Source organism: Microbacterium sp. CFBP9034 (genome assembly GCF_034045255.1).
In the GTDB taxonomy this organism is placed as follows: Bacteria; Actinomycetota; Actinomycetes; order Actinomycetales; family Microbacteriaceae; genus Microbacterium.
Genome location: NZ_JAXCWC010000001.1, coordinates 2418669 through 2433377, shown reverse-complemented (window position 1 = coordinate 2433377; position 14709 = coordinate 2418669). Strand labels below are relative to the sequence as shown.

The following is a 14709-nucleotide window of genomic DNA, read 5'->3' as shown; positions in this document are numbered from 1 at the left end:
GGGTCAGGCGCTGACGCGCACCCAGGTCCCGCAGCCGTCTGACATGAAGCCCCTGACACTGGCGTCGATGTAGATCTGGTCTCCATAGCCGATGTCGATCCAGCCGCCGAGGTAGTCGTTGTCGAACACGCCCGTGAAGGAACCCAGCGCCTCGACGACGCAGCCGCCGCTCGAGATTGTCCCGGTCTGCTGCCACACACCCGTCTGGATCTGCTTGCCGACGACCCATGTGCCATCTGCCACCGAGGTGCGGATCGAGGTCACGACCGGCTTCCAGCCGCCACAGCCCTCCGTGTAGAAGTACTCGTCGGCAGAAGTGATGGTGACGACCTTCTGCCCGCCGAACGGCTGGTCCCACCAGAACCACCATCCGAGCGCGGCGCTGTTGTCGTTCAGGTCCCCGTTGCTGCGGCGCTCGTAGTAGCAGTCGTTGCCCGCCGCGCCCGTGTCCGTCGAGTAGTACGTGCCCGGAGCGATCTGGACGCCGACCTCGAACAGACCCTCACGGCTCATCGTGTTGGCGACGGCGACCGCAGCGGTGGCTGCCGTGGTCAGCACCCGCGTGTAGTAGCCCGAGCGCTTGTAGGTGACGGTGACCGTCATCTTCGAGCCCACGTCCCACGACTTGAGAGCGTAGGTGCTGCCCGTGGCACCGGAGACCGCGATGCCGTCGCGCTTCCACTGGTAGCTGTAGCTCGGGGTCGGCGACCAGGTGCCGACCACGGCGGTGAGGGTGTTACCCGCCCGCACGGTGCCGCTGATCTTCGGGGCGGTGGCCGTGGTGAACGGCTTCGTGACCGTGGCCGTCGACACGCTGGTGCGGGCTGTCGTCGAGAAGCCCGTGCGCTTCGCCGTCACCGTGACGGTGATCTTGGTGCCGTAGTCCGCTGACGTGAGCTTGTACGTGGTGGCGGTCGCGCCGGAGATGGAGGCGCCGTTGCGCTTCCAGCGGTAGGTCAGGGTCGCGGCAGGGCTCCACGTTCCCGCGGTGACCTTGAGGGTCGCGCCGACGTACGCCGCGCCGGAGATCTTCGGTGTGGGCGCGGACGTGAAGAGTCCGGGGGCGATCGTGACCGCGGCGCTGCGCGCGCTGGCCGGGTTGTGGCCGGGCACGGTACCGGTGATGACGACACTGAGGGACTTGCGAAGCGTCGACGCCGTCGGGGCGTAGGTCGCGGTCGTCGTCTTGGAGATCGTCTCGACGCCGTTCGCGTCGACGATGCGCCAGCTGTAGGTGAACGTCGTGCCGGCGGGCCAGGTGCCGGGCACCGCGGTCACGGGGCTCTCGACACGCACGGCGCCGCTCATCGCGGCAGCCGGGATCGGGTCGAGCGTGGCCTTGCCGACGGTGACCGCCGGGCTGGTGCGGGTGGCGGTCGCATAGCCGTCGCGCGTGAAGGTCGCGGTGACGGAGAGCGAGGCATCCGCGTCGGCAACACCCGTCGAGTAGACCTCGAGCGTGGCGCCGTCGATCGGGACCCCGCCGCGCAGCCACTGGTAGGAGACGGCAGCGGACTCGGGTGCCGCGGCCGAGAGGACGGCCGTGAGCGGCAGCCCCACGGTCAGGGTGCCCTGAATGGACACGTCAGGCACATTCGCCATTTCGGGTGCGGTGACGGCGGTGCTGCTCGCTGCGACGACCGAGGCGGGGGTGAGTGCGCCCGAGGTGCCGGTGACGACGGCCCACACGTAGCGTCCGACCAGGGTGCCGTCGAGCGTGAGCTGTGACGTCTGTGCGCCTGGGATGACCGCGGCGCCGACATTCTGATCGACCCCTTCGACCGGAGCGGCGTACGGAGCCTCGCTCTGCCACCATACGTAGCCGAGGGTCGCGTCGGCAGGCGTCCACGCACCGGTCTGGACCGTGACGGTCGCGCCGGCGACGAGGCTGCCCGTGATCGAGGCGTCGACAGGTGCGACGACCGCGGTGGGCTCGGCTGCGACCGCGGAGGTCGCGGTCACCGGCGCCAGCACGAGCGCGATACTCGCGGCGATGGCGGTCAGGAGCCGGCCGGCACGTGGCCGAACGCCGGACGAAGGGCCGTTGGCGCCCTTCACAGCAGATGTGATCACAGAGAGATTCCCCCAGTTCGCGGTACGCGGAGAACCCCACCCAGATTCGAGGTTCATCGCACATCCTAGATTTCTGCGGGAGCCCCCGCGCATGCCTGTGGATAACGCGTTCCTGCCCTGGCGGTGCGTCTCGTCGCGACACACGCGGGCTCGCTCCGGTTCGCGGCGGCTCGGGCGAGCGGGTAGGATGGGGGAGTTGTCCGCGCTTCGGCGGGGGCATCGGGATGTGGCGCAGCTTGGTAGCGCACTTGACTGGGGGTCAAGGGGTCGCAGGTTCAAATCCTGTCATCCCGACCAATCCGGGGGTCGGAAAAGGCCCGGAGAATCAAGGAAACGCCCCTGAGAGGCTCATCGCCTCTCGGGGGCGTTTTCGCGTTTGTGCTCACATGGGTGCCCACCTGAAGTGGAGGCCTTACGAGCGCAGGTCGCCGACGAAGCCGTTGCAGATGCCGCTCTCGCTTGCGAGAGCCTGGTCCTCGATGGTCCCGTCGTCGCGCGTGAGCGTGTTGGGATACGGCATGTCCGGCATGGTCGCGTCAGCGTGCGCGGCGAGCTCCTTAGACGCGATCGGGTCGTTGTCGACGAAGTAGGCATCCCACGCCGCATAGACGAGCATGCAGTGGTAGACGCCCTCCGCTGTCATGTAGCCGGACCAGTCACCGTTTCCGTGCCAGCGACCGGCAAGCAGGTCCGTGATCGCCGCGGGCCATGCTAACCCCGGAGGAATCGGGTCGCCCCACGCGGCGACTGTCGCCTGATAGTCGGTGTCGCGCGGGTCCAGCGGGTGCGTCGGCGTGGGTGACGGTGACTCCGGTGTGCTCGGCGTTGCCGGCGTGGCGGTCCGGGAGGCCGCAGTCACCTCGGCAGGCGCTTCGCTCTCATCTGCAGGCGCGGCACACCCGGCGAGCGAGAACGCGATGACGAGGGCGGATGCCGCGAGCGCGATCTTGGCGGCACGGGTCACATGCAGATGCTCGCATCCACAGGTGCTGGATGCCAAGCGGCCAATGCACGCCGTCGCAGTCTCGTCGTTTCGGCTCATCACCGCCCTTCGAGCCGCTGAACGTGGGGGCCGTCCGTCGTCGAGCACCCGGCGGGCGACAATCGTCTGATGGATGCCCCCGCCTCGCCGCGCCCGCGCCGCCGCCTCGTCGCTGCGCTCCTGCTGCTGGCGGTGATCGGTGCGGGCCTCGCGGTGCACGCGCTGCTGCCCGACACCGCCGCCACCGACATCGCCGGCGATGCGCTCTATGCCGCGGCGGCCTACCTCGCGGTGGTGATCGTGGCCCCGCACCTCCGGCCGGTGATGAGCGGATGCCTCGCCGCGGCGTGGTGCGTCGCCGTCGAGCTCTTCCAGCTCACCGGCATCCCGCTCCAGGCCGGTGCCGTCTTCCCGCCCGCGATGCTCGTGCTCGGCACGGTGTTCGATGCGCGCGACCTGATCGTCTACCTCGTGACGGTCGCGGTCCTGGTCGCCATCGACGCCGTCCTGTCCGCCCGCAGCACGCGCCGAAACCGCGCCTGATGGGTCGAGTAATCCAAGCCCACCGCCACCCGAGCGACGCACGCTGTCATGCGCACTCGCGGTGCACCGGGATACGGCAGACTTCATCCGCCCCCTTCCCCGGATCGGCACCAGCGCCGACGGCGTCGCTGTCAACACTCATCGCCACATCAAGGAGCAACAGATGTCAGCTGCCCCCACCGTCGTCCTCGTACACGGAGCGTTCGCCGAATCCGCGAGCTGGTCGGGTGTCATCCCGCGCCTGTCCGAGAAGGGCATCTCTGCGATCGCGACGCCCAACCCGCTGCGGAGCGTGAGCAGCGACGCCGAGAACGTCCGCCGGGCCGTCGAGGCGATCGACGGACCTGTCCTCCTCGTCGGCCACTCGTACGGCGGCGCGGTCATCACCGAGGCCGCCGTCGACAACCCGGGCGTCGTCGGCCTGGTCTACGTCGCCGCGTTCGCACCCGACCACGGCGAGAACGCCCTCGAGCTCACCGGCAAGTTCCCCGGCAGCACGCTCGGCGAGACCGTGCGCGCCTACCCCCTCGGTGACGGGACCAACGATCTCTTCGTCGACCGGGAGCTGTTCCCGAACCAGTTCGCTGCCGATGTCGCGCCCGACGAAGCCGCCATCCAGGCTCGCACCCAGCGCCCGATCCGCGATTTCGCGCTCGGCGAGGCACAGCCGGCCGAGACCCCCGCGTGGAAGTCGCTGCCGTCGTGGTTCATCTTCGGAGACGCCGACAAGAACATCCCCGTCGAGGGACTCCGGTTCATGGCGGAGCGTGCCGGGGGCCGGACGATCACGGAGGTCGCGGGCGCGTCGCACTCGATCATGGTGTCGCAGCCGGACGCGGTCGTGGCTCTCATCGCCGAAGCGGTGGAGCACCTCACCAAGTAGCAGGAGCCGTCGCCGATCCCGTGCCTGAGCCGACTCGAGATCGGCGGCCCGACGGCGAACCCGTGGGCTCGCGGCATCCGTCGGGGCTCTGTCGTCTCTTCGACCGAGCCCGGGCGACAATCGTCTGCTCGGCACGGGGTTCGACGCTCGGGATCTCGTCGTCTACGTCGCGACGATCATCGCCGTCGCCGCTGTCGACATCGCCGCAGGACGTGCCGTCGCCCGGGGACGGCGCCCGTGCGAGCGCCCAGGTTGAACGGCGCGGCGACGCAGCCTCGCACACGCAGTTCGCGACGCGGCGGGCCGCCGCTAGCTGCGGTGCGTGCGCCGCCGCCTGCTCGCAGCTCCGACCAAGAGCGCCCCGCCGAGGATCAGCACTCCCGCTAGGAGCGCCGCGCCGGTGGAGTCCGCCCCCGTCGGGGGCAGCGGAGTGGGAGTCGGCGACGGAGACGGCGTCGAGTCCGCGGGATCGACGACTACTTGGATGGTGAGCGGATCGCCCGTTCCGCCGTCCTTGTCGGTCGACGTCATCGATGCCGAGTACACGCCCGCGACCACGTAGACGTGCGTGACCGGCGGGTCCGCGGGGCCGCTGACGGTCTCGATCGGCGATCCGTCGCCCCAGTCGACGGTGTAGTCGAACAGCGCCGCCATGTCGGCGGCGGAGGGATCCTCGGCGCCCACCTTCACGGTGAACGGGACTCCGGCCGTGCCAGTGAGCGACCCGGCTATCACGGTGCTGGGCGCCGTGTTGGTGATGTCGAGGGCAACGGTGTCGATGACCTCCTGGTCGCCGAGCGTCACCTTCAGCGTCACCGCGTGCGAAGAGGGGCCGTCGTCCAGGCCGAGCGCGTCGAGCTGCGCCCACGTCAACGAAGGCATCGCGCCGCTCGCGTCGGCGAAATCACCGTCCGCGTCGAGGTCCCAGGCATATGCGGCGCCCGCGGTCGAGCCTGATCCGTCCAGTGTCAGCCCTGCCCCCTCGGCAACCGAGTACGGCCCGCCGGCGTCCGCGACGATCTGTGCGTCGACGACCTGACTCAGGTCGGCGGAGCTGGCGGCGTAGGCAGCGGTGCCCGAGTAGGTCGCGCTGATCGGATGCGTGCCGACGGTGAGTGCGCTCGTCGTGAAGGTCGCGACCCCCGACCCGTCGACGGGGACGTTCGAAGCGAGGGTGCCGCCGTCGTCGGAGAAGGAGACCGAACCGCTCGTCACGGGTGAGCCCGCGGCGCTGACGGTGGCGGTGAGAGTGACCGCTCCGCCGGTGATGGAGGGGTTGGCGTTCGATGCGAGCGCGGTCGAGGTGGCGTTCAGGTCGACCACCTGGTCGAGCAATCCGTAGCTGATGCCGTGAGCCGGCGAGCCGCCGTAGTTCGCGCTGATGTCGTGGGCGCCCGCGGTGAGGGCGTCGGTGGTGAGGGTCGCGATGCCGGACGCGTCGACGGCGACGCTCGCGCCGAGCGGCGTGGCGCCGTCGAAGAACAGGACCGATCCGATGGTGACCGGCGACCCGTCGGCAGTGACGTTCGCGGTGAACGTCACCGACTGGCCGACCATCGAGGGGTTCGCGCTGGACTGCAGCGCGATGTCGGTGGAGCTGAACGTCTCGAACGTGAGGCACCACCCGCCGCTGATCGATCCTGCGTCGCCCGTCGCGTCGTCCACTACCCAGAGGCTCCACACGCCGTTGCCGTTCTGGCCGGCGAAGGCGGCCAGTGTCGTCGCCGACCCGGCAACGGGAGCGGGCGCCGGGAAGGCGGCATCCGCTGCATCGGAGTCATCGTCCGTCGGGCGGAATGTGCCGGCGGCGAGCGGCTTCGGCACCGAACCGGCCGCGGCGTCGTCGAACACGATCGTCGCGTCGGTCACGGGGGCGGTGCCGCCGACGTCGCTCATCAGCATGACGTTGCTGGTCGGCACCGGGCCCGACAGCATGACGTCCAGATCGACCGGCACCGCGTGCGATACCCCGTCGAGCGTGGCAGTGACCGTGCTGATCGGCGCGTCCAGGCCCGACACGGTGATGTTCGACGGATAGGGCACGGCAGGTCCGTTGGTCGGAACCGTCAGGCCGCCCGGATTGCAGTAGGTGCTGCCGGTGACGACGGTCGCGGTGTCCACCCGCTGCGACACTGAGCCGTTGCTCGTCAGGAAGCCCGTGCTTCCGGAATAGGTGCCGACGATCCCGTGAGTTCCCTCGGCCAGGCCGGACGTCGTCAGCTGTGCTGTGCCGGAGGGCTGGACGGCCACGGTGCCCAGCGGCGAGCCGTCGGCCGTGAAGGCGACGGTGCCGGTCGTCACCGGATTGCCGCCGGCGGTGACGGCTGCCGTAAAGGTGACCGGGGCCCCGGAAGCCGATGGCGACCCCGAGGTGGTCACCACCGTGGTCGTCGCGACCGCCGCGGCCTCGGTGGTGATCACGAGGCTCCAGCCCCCCGCCATCGACCCGATGTCTCCCGACGTGTCGTCGACGATGAAGAGCTGCCATGCGCCGTTCGGGTCGATGCCGGTGAACGCACCCGCCAATGTCGTCTGCGCGGAGGGAGCGGGGGCGGGGGCGGCGAAGGCGTCTGGTGCACCGTTGTTCGTCGGGCGGTACGTGCCGGTGGGGACGTTCCCGATCGGCACGGAGCCCGCCGCTGCATCGGCGAAGGTGAGTGTGGCATTGGAGGTGAAGGCGAGACTCGTCTGCGGGTCGCCGATATCGGACAGCACCACGAGGTTCGCGCCTGAGGGAGCGACCACCATGGCATCGACGTCGTTGAGCGCCGAGTGGGTGAGGCCGTGGAACACGACCTGCACTGCGGTGACCAGGCCCGTCATGCCCGACACCGTGAGCGTGGAGGGGTAGGGGCCGGCGGGTCCGAGCTGGTTCGCCGACCCCGTTGCCGGAATCGCGACCGAGGTGGCGTTGGTGAACGTGGTCGGACCGTCTGCGTGCGCAGGCAATCCTGCCGCGCTCGCGAAGACCACGAGGGCGACGGCGGCAGATGCGGCGATCCCGCGCCGACCGGGCCGTGAACGCTCGAGGGGGACGTGTGAGGCGTCGGATCGAACCATGTCTGCCACTCCCTCGTAGCGATCCGCGTCGCCGGACGGGCATGCGGCGAGATGTGGCGGAGGCTGGGGGCAGACTATGGCCCCCATCGGTCCGTGTACAGAGCCCGACGTGCGGGTTGCGGCATCCGTCTCCTCGTCCGACGATGGGGGAATGGGGGATGCCGCACCGCACGTCACCGACCCGCCCGCGGCGCCGGGGCCGGGGTCTGGTCGCCCCGCACGCCTGTGGTGGGTGATCGGCGGCGTGCTCGCGCTCGTCGTCGCGGCGCTCGTGACGGCGTGGATGCTGCGGCCGGCCGAGCCGGCGGCATCCGCTCCCACTCCCTCGCCCGTCGTGACCGCCACGGCGTCGCCCACTCCGACGCCGACCCCGACGCCCACGCCGACTCCGACGGGCTTCGCCGCGAACACGACGGCATACGACGTGACGACGCTGCCTCAGGTGAACGTGTTCGCGGTGATCCCTGGGCTCGCGGTCGACGACGATCCGTTCGCGGTGCCCACCGGTGCCGTGGCCCTCGCGCACGGCATCGGCGCCCCCGTCTGGGCCGATCCGACCGGGGAGCCGGTGGCGTATCTGCCGCGGGAGTTCCCCTACGACGGCACGACCGTGCCCGTCGTCGAGAAGCAGGACCACTGGGTCAAGGTGCTGCTCGTGGGGCGACAGTCCGTGCCGTCGCAGGGCGATCCGTCGCAGGTGTCGGGGTGGATGCGCACCCAGGACGTCGCCATCACACCGGCCGACACCGTGGTGGAGGTCAGCATCGCCGGCCGCACCGTCGACATCGTGCGCGGCGGGGCGGCCGAGCGCATCGCGACCGACTTCGGATGGGGCACCGACACCACACCCACCCCGCTCGGCCGCACGTACATCATGACGACGCGGGTCGTGGAGGAGTACTGGTACACGCGGGGGCACCCCATCGTCTACCTGTCGGTGCAGTCGCCGACGCTCGACGGCTTCGGGGGAGCGGATGTCGCCGTCACCGCCTTCCACTATCACGACGACCGCTCCGGCCCGATCTCGAACGGCTGCATCCGCCTCGATCCCGACGCGATCACGAAGCTCGCCGCACTGCCCTTCGGAACCCCGGTGATCATCAACCCCTGAGCCGTGTGCGTGGCATGCTGGATCGTGGCCGACCCGCGGCCTCAGCGGAAGGATCGATCCCCATGCAGCAGCGCCCCCTCGGCCGCACCGGACGCTCGGTGTCGGCGGTCGGTCTCGGAACCTGGCAGCTCGGCGCCGACTGGGGAGCGGTGAGCGAAGAGGACGCCACCGCGGTGCTCGCGGCATCCGCTGATCGTGGCGTCACGCTCTTCGACACCGCGGATGTGTACGGCGACGGCCGCAGCGAGTCGATCATCGGGCGCTTCCTCGGCGGCCGCCCCGGCCACGGGATCACGGTGGCGACCAAGATGGGCCGCCGCCTCGAGCAGGAGCCCGAGAACTACACGCCCGCGAACTTCCGCGCGTGGACCGACCGGTCGCGCGCCAATCTGGGCGTGGACACCCTCGACCTGGTGCAGCTGCACTGCCCGCCCTCCGCCGTCATCGACGACGACGCGACCTACGACGCGCTCGACGCGCTCGTCTCTGGCGGCGCCATCGCCGCCTACGGGGTATCGGTCGAGACGTGCGCGCAGGCGCTCGCGGCGATCGCCCGCCCGAACGTGACGAACGTGCAGATCATCTTCAACCCGTTCCGTCTCAAGCCGCTCGACGAGGTGCTGCCTGCCGCCGAGGCCGCGGGCGTCGCGATCTTCGCCCGCGTGCCGCTCGCGTCGGGCCTCCTGTCGGGCAAGTACACCGCCGCGACCACGTTCGCCGAGAACGACCACCGCACCTACAACCGGCACGGCGAGGCCTTCGATCGCGGCGAGACGTTCTCGGGCGTCGACTACGAGGTGGGAGTGGATGCCGCGACCGAGCTCGCCGCCGCGCTGCCGGACGGCGTTTCGCTGCCCGCGGCGACGCTCGCGTGGATCGCCGCGCAGCCCGGCGTCACGAGCGTGATCCCCGGTGCGCGGAACGTGCGTCAGGCGCAGTCGAACGCGGATGCCGCCGACCTTCTCGACGGAGGGTTCGATGTCGATGCGTTCGACGCCGTCGTCCGCGAGGTGTACGACCGTCGGCTGCGGGAGGCCATCCACCCGCTCTGGTGAGCGGCGTGCGTTTCGTCTCGCTTCGCTCGCTCAACGACCGGGGGTGCAGGCGGCGTGCGTTTCGTCTCGCTTCGCTCGCTCAACGACCGGGGGCGCGTCCTACCCGGTCGTCGAGGGAGGAGCGAAGAGACGAGACGAAACGCCCCACCCCGCTCAGAGACCGAACAGCTGAACGAGGTCGCCGAGCCACGTCGGCTCGAGGTCCCAGCCGCGCAGCGTCGCGAGGGCGATGAAGGTTCCGAGCAGCAGCACGTTCAGCACGACGGTGCGCCAGAACGCCCGGCGGAACGAGCGCTTGCGCGTCTTGTGACGGAACACCTGCTGCGCGATCAGCGCTCCGGGCCATCCGCCGAGGAGCCCGAGCGCGAGGAGCGTCTGCTCCGAGGTGCGAGGCGCGTCGCGGCGGGCGGCGGACTTGTCGAGGCCGTAGGCCGCGAACGCGATGAGGCTGAGCACCGCGTAGAGGGCCGGCATCCACCACGGCAACCCGAGGATCAGGATCGTCAGGGCGAAGGCCGCCACGAAGGCGATCAGCACGGTCCAGCTCAGCGCAGCGGGGAGCGGGCGCGAGAGGTCGCGGTCGCTGCCGGTGCGCTCGGCCGACGGCGGGGAGGGGCGGCGGGCGGGCGCGGAGGGCATGCGCTCGATCCTAGGGGCGGGCGGGTACCCACCTGGTCGGGGACGACGGATGCGCGCTGCGGGCGTTTCGTCTCGCTTCGCTCGCTCAACGACCGGGAGCCCTCACGACGACGGATGCCCCGGCCCGGCGCAGTGCCGGAGCCGGGGCATCCGCTCATTCCGACCCGCGTTACGGCGTGGGGTAGTCCACGATGAACTGCGGCGTGCCGGTGTTGGTGTTGTCGGCCTGGCCTCCGACGCCGTTCACGACGTGGTGGATCGTGCCGGCGCTGAGGTTCACCGTCATGATGTGGTGCAGCTGCACGCCGGGCGTCTCAGGCACTTCGAACCCGTTCGCCGTCAGGATCGACGGGTTGTTCTGGTTGAAGACGTAGACGCCGGCGCCATCGAGGCGGTGTGTGGTGACGTCGTCGGCGACCTTGTAGCCGGGGTAGCCGAGCGTGCCGTCGGGCTGCGTCCAGTCCGCCTGGGTGGGCGGGTCGTACGGCAGCTCGTTCTGGTACAGGATGACCCGGCCGTTCTCGCCCTTCCAGAGGGTGTTATAGGTCTGGAAGTGCTCGACGAACAGGCCCGTCGCGGTGACGTTGTCGCCGTTGACGATGACGCCGTTCGTGCCGGTGTTCGTGTTCCAGCGGTCGGTGTCTCCGTTGAAGCCCTCGGTGAAGCCCTCGACGCCGTGGTCACCGCGCCACACCCAGGTGTGGTCGATGAGCACGTTGTCGGCGTTGACCTCGAGTGCCGTCGTCGCCTTGCCGATGTGCGGGCCGCCGACGCGGAAGTAAACGTCGCTCAGCGTGATCGGGTTCTCCGCGCCGAGGGGCTTGCCGCCCTGCGCCTTGCCCACGCGCAGCAGCACGGGCGAGAGCTCGGTGCCGGCGTCGATCGTGACACCCGCGACGACGATGCCCGGGGCATCCTTCACCTCGAGCGGAACCGCACCGCCCACGGCGGTGAGGGTCGCGTGGCCGAGTCCGAGCACCACGGTGTCTGCACGCTTGACCTCGATCGTGCGATCAATGTCGTACAGGCCCGGGGTGAGGAGCAGGTGCTGGCCGCGGGCGAGCGCGTTGTTGATGTCCTTCACCGAGTCGCCCGGCTTCGCGATGAAGAAGTCGGTGATCGGGATGCTGCGCCCCTCGGTCGGGCCGTCGGCCCAGCTGACTCCGCGCGTGTTCTGCTGCGCCGCGGGGACGCGGACGTTGTAGCGCCCGTCGTCGTCAACGTAGAGGTACGGCTTCTCGCGGCTGACCGGAGTCTCATCGATCGTCGTGTACGGCGGGTTGGGGAACGCCGCGTCATCGGGGGCGCCCACGACGCCCGAGAAGACCTGGTTCCACACGGCGTTGGACCAGCCGGCGACCTCGCTGTTGCGGGTCAGCCACTGCTGCTGCGAACCGCTGACGACGTACGGCAGGCGAGAGTCGGCGATGAAGCCGCCGCTGGCGTACTGGGGTCCGGCCGTGCAGTAGTCCATCAGCGAGACGTTCGCGCCCGAGATGTCGACGCGGCGCATCGAGACGGCCTGCGAGACCGCCCAGAAGTTCGCGCTGGCCCGGCAGCCGTCCTGGCCCGCCTTGTCGATGTCGATCGACAGGTTCGAGATGGTGCGCCAGAAGTTGACGAGCGCGAGGCAGTTGCCCGTGCCGCCGTCCGCGAGGCAGCGGTTGTAGACCTCGACGCCGCCGTGGATCGTGGCGTCCTCGGGAGAGGCGCCGAGGCCGGCGACCTCGGTGTAATACCCGACCTTGAGCTGCAGCGGGTCGGCCACGGTGCCGTACTCACCGGGAAGGAAGAGGACCGCCTTGCGGACGCTGCTCATCTCGGCGTCGACCTGCGCGGTGTGGAGGGCGTCCATGTCGGACTGGATCTGGTCGAGCGGGGTGTCGGGACCGTAGATCGTGACGTTCGGACCCAGGTCGGGGTTGTAGGGGTCGACGGCCCGGGGCGGGGCCGCTGCGGCCGGGGCCGCCATGAATACTCCTGCGATGAGCGCCGCACCGGTGATGACGGCTGCGAGCCGTCGTCTCGGGCGGTGGGGGGTAGGGCTGGTCATGCGAAAGCCTCTCTTCGTCGAGGGATGTCGCGCGGCAGGTATGCCGCCTACTTACAGGACAGTAACCAAATTGCGGGAGCGTTCTCAAGGGTTGATTTGGGAGAGCGCTCGCCGGGTGGTGACGGTGCTGTTCGGGTTGTCGCGCACATGCCGCCGGCGCTGCTCGGCCGGAGGGGGATGCGAAAGGCGCCGCATCCCCTGGTGGGATGCGGCGCCTTGTCGTCGAACGAGTGGGTCAGTCCTGCTTGAGGTCCCGACCGTGGACCGTCAGTGCGTAGATCACGAGGACGTCCAGCGCGATGACGATGAGCGACCACCAGGGCTGCACGCCGAGGAGGCCGAGCTGGCTGATCGCGTTGAGGGCGATGAGGATGATCGCGATCACGCGTGCCCAGGTGGCGCCGCGGAGCACGAAGACACCCACGAGCACGATCGCGAGACCGATGAGCAGGTGCCACCAGCCCCAGCCGGCGACATCGAGGAGGAGGATCCCCTCGGCGCCGGTGACGAAGATCGTGCTGGTGGGGACGAGGATCGCCGTCAGCCCGAGGAGCGCATCGATGGCTCCTGCGATGATCATGACGATGCCGGCGAAGACGGCCCAGCCGACCCATCCAGAGCGCTGCGTATCCGACATGGTGGTGCTTCCCTTCAGGAATGTGAGGTCGCGGGGGGCGTGACCTCTAGCAAGTCCATCGTTCTGCCCCAGTGAGGTCGGCGGCGTCACCCCGATGGGGTGAAGTGGGCGCGGTGCCGTCACGCCCCGATACATTCCCGCGCGCTCCGCCCTCGCGAGCTGTGCACGTGCACTCATGCCTGCCCGCCCGCTACGCGACGTACGCGAAGCGGGCGTTGCCGCCGAGGCGCGGCATCCGCTCGATGTCGACATGTGCGGGTGGGATGAACCAGACGCGCCCGCCGACGCCCCGACCCTCGATGCGGATCTCCCACCCGTTGTCGTGGATGCGATGGTGACAGGTCTCGCACAGGAGAACGCCGTTCGACAGATCGGTCGGTCCTGCGTCTTTGGCCCACCATCGGATGTGATGAGCCTTCGTCATTCCGGGTGGGAGGCCGCACATCGCGCAGCCGCCGTCGCGTTCGGCGAGCGCGAGCTTCTGCGCCGGGGTGAAGAGTCGTCGCTGCCGGCCCCAGTCCAGGATCTCGCTGTCTGCGCCGAGCACGCAGGGGATCGCTCCGCCCGACGCGGCCATGCGCCGGGCGGCCGCGATCGACACCGGCCGGTCGAGGCCGTCGATGGTCGCGCTTCCGGAGCCCGCCTCGAGGTCGGCGAGGCTGACCCGCACGATGACGGTCGCCCCTTCGATCGGCCGGTCGCTCTCGCAGCCCAGGGTATGGGACGCGATGAGCACGAGCGCGTCGGCCTGGCGCTGGGGGAGTGTGCGGCGGGGCGCGTCGGCGTCACCGGGATCGCCGACGACGCCCGAAGCCGCCGATCCACGGGATGCTCCGGAACCGGCCGTACCTCCGACCGCCGACTCGTTGCGGAACTCCGCCGTCACGATCGCCTCGATCGCTGCCTTCACGGGTGCGGCGGACTCAGGGTCGAGCTTGGCGTTGAGATGCACCATGCCCGAGCGCTCGAAGATGAGCAGGCTGCGCGCGCCGCGGAGTTCATGCTCCTGGGGTTCGAGGCCGTCGGGGTCGAGGTGGGCCTCGGCGCGGGCGAGCACCTTGCCCAGCTGGTCGAGGGCGAGCCCTTCCGCCTGAGCGCAGAGCGTCTGCTCCGCGGCGTCGATGGTGCCGGGATCGCTGCGCAGGGTGACGCGGTCGAGCATGGCGATGATGGCCGATGCCGCGGGCATGCCGATGCGTCCGCACGCGAGTGACTGGGCGACGTGCGGGTGGCGGGCCGGGGCATCCGCTCCGCTGAACAGGCGCCGCGGAGCCGTGGCCTCGCCGACGGCCACGAGCCGGGAGGCGTCGCCGATGGTGGTGCCGGTGGTCGCGGCGATGAGCAGGGCGGGGCTGCGGTAGCCATTCTTCTTGGCGAGTCCGTCGGCCCCGCGTTCGGGACGCGACTGCCGGGCGATCTCGGATGCGACCCTCGCGTGCGCGGCCTCGACCCGCCGGCGCAGCGCGCCGATTGTGCGATTCAACGCCACCAGTTCGGGATCGCTCAGGGCGTCGGCAGGCAAGCGGTCCCCGGTCGGCGCCACCCGCCATGCCGTCAGCACAGACTCCACCGCCTCAGCGAGACCCTCCAGCGGGTCGATCAAAGATTCGATGGTGTCTCACCTTTCGTGACGGCGATGTCGATCTGGATCGCGAGAATTCGGCTGCTGTTCG

Annotated in this window: 11 protein-coding genes and 1 tRNA gene; 5 read left to right on the top strand and 7 right to left on the bottom strand. The window is 70.0% G+C overall.

Features of this window, described 5'->3' with window-relative positions; all coding sequences use genetic code 11:
- Positions 1-3: 3 nt before the first annotated feature.
- Positions 4-2073 (bottom strand): Rv1352/Rv1906c domain-containing protein, encoded by a 2070-nt coding sequence (locus SOM19_RS11265; RefSeq protein ID WP_320486607.1) that lies wholly within the window; start codon positions 2071-2073, stop codon positions 4-6.
- 220 nt (positions 2074-2293) lie between these two features.
- Between SOM19_RS11265 and SOM19_RS11260 the strand changes: the two genes are divergently transcribed.
- Positions 2294-2370: transfer RNA gene (locus SOM19_RS11260), tRNA-Pro, on the top strand.
- Positions 2371-2485: 115 nt separating this feature from the next.
- Here the strand turns inward: SOM19_RS11260 and SOM19_RS11255 are convergent.
- Positions 2486-3037: a hypothetical protein gene (locus SOM19_RS11255; RefSeq protein WP_320486606.1), complete on the bottom strand. Its 552-nt coding sequence runs from the start codon at positions 3035-3037 to the stop codon at positions 2486-2488.
- A gap of 147 nt (positions 3038-3184) precedes the next feature.
- Here SOM19_RS11255 and SOM19_RS11250 point away from each other — a divergent pair, with 147 nt between their 5' ends.
- Together SOM19_RS11250 and SOM19_RS11245 are read left to right on the top strand one after the other, a co-directional pair.
- Positions 3185-3598, top strand: a complete 414-nt coding sequence (locus tag SOM19_RS11250) for a DUF2809 domain-containing protein (protein ID WP_320486605.1) — start codon at positions 3185-3187, stop codon at positions 3596-3598.
- A 163-nt stretch (positions 3599-3761) separates the two neighbouring features.
- Complete coding sequence (locus SOM19_RS11245) at positions 3762-4481, top strand: alpha/beta fold hydrolase (RefSeq protein WP_320486604.1); 720 nt, start codon at positions 3762-3764, stop codon at positions 4479-4481.
- 309 nt (positions 4482-4790) lie between these two features.
- Here the strand turns inward: SOM19_RS11245 and SOM19_RS11240 are convergent, their stop codons facing one another.
- Positions 4791-7541, bottom strand: coding sequence for an Ig-like domain repeat protein (locus SOM19_RS11240; RefSeq protein WP_320486603.1), 2751 nt, complete (start codon positions 7539-7541; stop codon positions 4791-4793).
- A 76-nt stretch (positions 7542-7617) separates the two neighbouring features.
- Between SOM19_RS11240 and SOM19_RS11235 the strand changes: the two genes are divergently transcribed.
- Together SOM19_RS11235 and SOM19_RS11230 are read left to right on the top strand one after the other, a co-directional pair.
- On the top strand, positions 7618-8652 hold the full coding sequence (locus SOM19_RS11235) for a L,D-transpeptidase (RefSeq protein WP_320486602.1): 1035 nt from the start codon (positions 7618-7620) through the stop codon (positions 8650-8652).
- A gap of 62 nt (positions 8653-8714) precedes the next feature.
- The gene (locus tag SOM19_RS11230) at positions 8715-9707 is read left to right on the top strand and encodes an aldo/keto reductase (RefSeq protein ID WP_320486601.1); all 993 of its coding nucleotides are present in this window, start codon (positions 8715-8717) and stop codon (positions 9705-9707) included.
- Positions 9708-9860: 153 nt separating this feature from the next.
- Here SOM19_RS11230 and SOM19_RS11225 read toward each other — a convergent pair whose 3' ends face one another.
- The 4 genes from SOM19_RS11225 to SOM19_RS11210 form a co-directional block, all read right to left on the bottom strand.
- Positions 9861-10346 (bottom strand): DUF1294 domain-containing protein, encoded by a 486-nt coding sequence (locus SOM19_RS11225; protein WP_320486600.1) that lies wholly within the window; start codon positions 10344-10346, stop codon positions 9861-9863.
- A gap of 169 nt (positions 10347-10515) precedes the next feature.
- Positions 10516-12399 (bottom strand): pectate lyase-like domain-containing protein, encoded by a 1884-nt coding sequence (locus SOM19_RS11220; RefSeq protein ID WP_320486599.1) that lies wholly within the window; start codon positions 12397-12399, stop codon positions 10516-10518.
- A gap of 235 nt (positions 12400-12634) precedes the next feature.
- Positions 12635-13036, bottom strand: a complete 402-nt coding sequence (locus SOM19_RS11215; RefSeq protein ID WP_320486598.1) for a DUF7144 family membrane protein — start codon at positions 13034-13036, stop codon at positions 12635-12637.
- A gap of 190 nt (positions 13037-13226) precedes the next feature.
- Positions 13227-14639 carry an HNH endonuclease gene (locus tag SOM19_RS11210; protein WP_320486597.1) on the bottom strand — a complete coding sequence of 471 codons (1413 nt, stop codon included), beginning with the start codon at positions 14637-14639 and terminating at the stop codon, positions 13227-13229.
- Positions 14640-14709 lie beyond the last annotated feature (70 nt).

Excerpts from the sequence above, each read along its gene's own strand:
- SOM19_RS11225 (WP_320486600.1), bottom strand. The coding sequence starts at position 10,346 with ATGCCCTCCGCGCCCGCCCGCCGCCCCTCCCCGCCGTCGGCCGAGCGC.
- SOM19_RS11240 (WP_320486603.1), bottom strand. The coding sequence starts at position 7,541 with ATGGTTCGATCCGACGCCTCACACGTCCCCCTCGAGCGTTCACGGCCC.
- SOM19_RS11245 (WP_320486604.1), top strand. The coding sequence starts at position 3,762 with ATGTCAGCTGCCCCCACCGTCGTCCTCGTACACGGAGCGTTCGCCGAA.
- SOM19_RS11215 (WP_320486598.1), bottom strand. The coding sequence starts at position 13,036 with ATGTCGGATACGCAGCGCTCTGGATGGGTCGGCTGGGCCGTCTTCGCC.
- SOM19_RS11220 (WP_320486599.1), bottom strand. The coding sequence starts at position 12,399 with ATGACCAGCCCTACCCCCCACCGCCCGAGACGACGGCTCGCAGCCGTC.
- SOM19_RS11230 (WP_320486601.1), top strand. The coding sequence starts at position 8,715 with ATGCAGCAGCGCCCCCTCGGCCGCACCGGACGCTCGGTGTCGGCGGTC.
- SOM19_RS11250 (WP_320486605.1), top strand. The coding sequence starts at position 3,185 with ATGGATGCCCCCGCCTCGCCGCGCCCGCGCCGCCGCCTCGTCGCTGCG.
- SOM19_RS11235 (WP_320486602.1), top strand. The coding sequence starts at position 7,618 with ATGGCCCCCATCGGTCCGTGTACAGAGCCCGACGTGCGGGTTGCGGCA.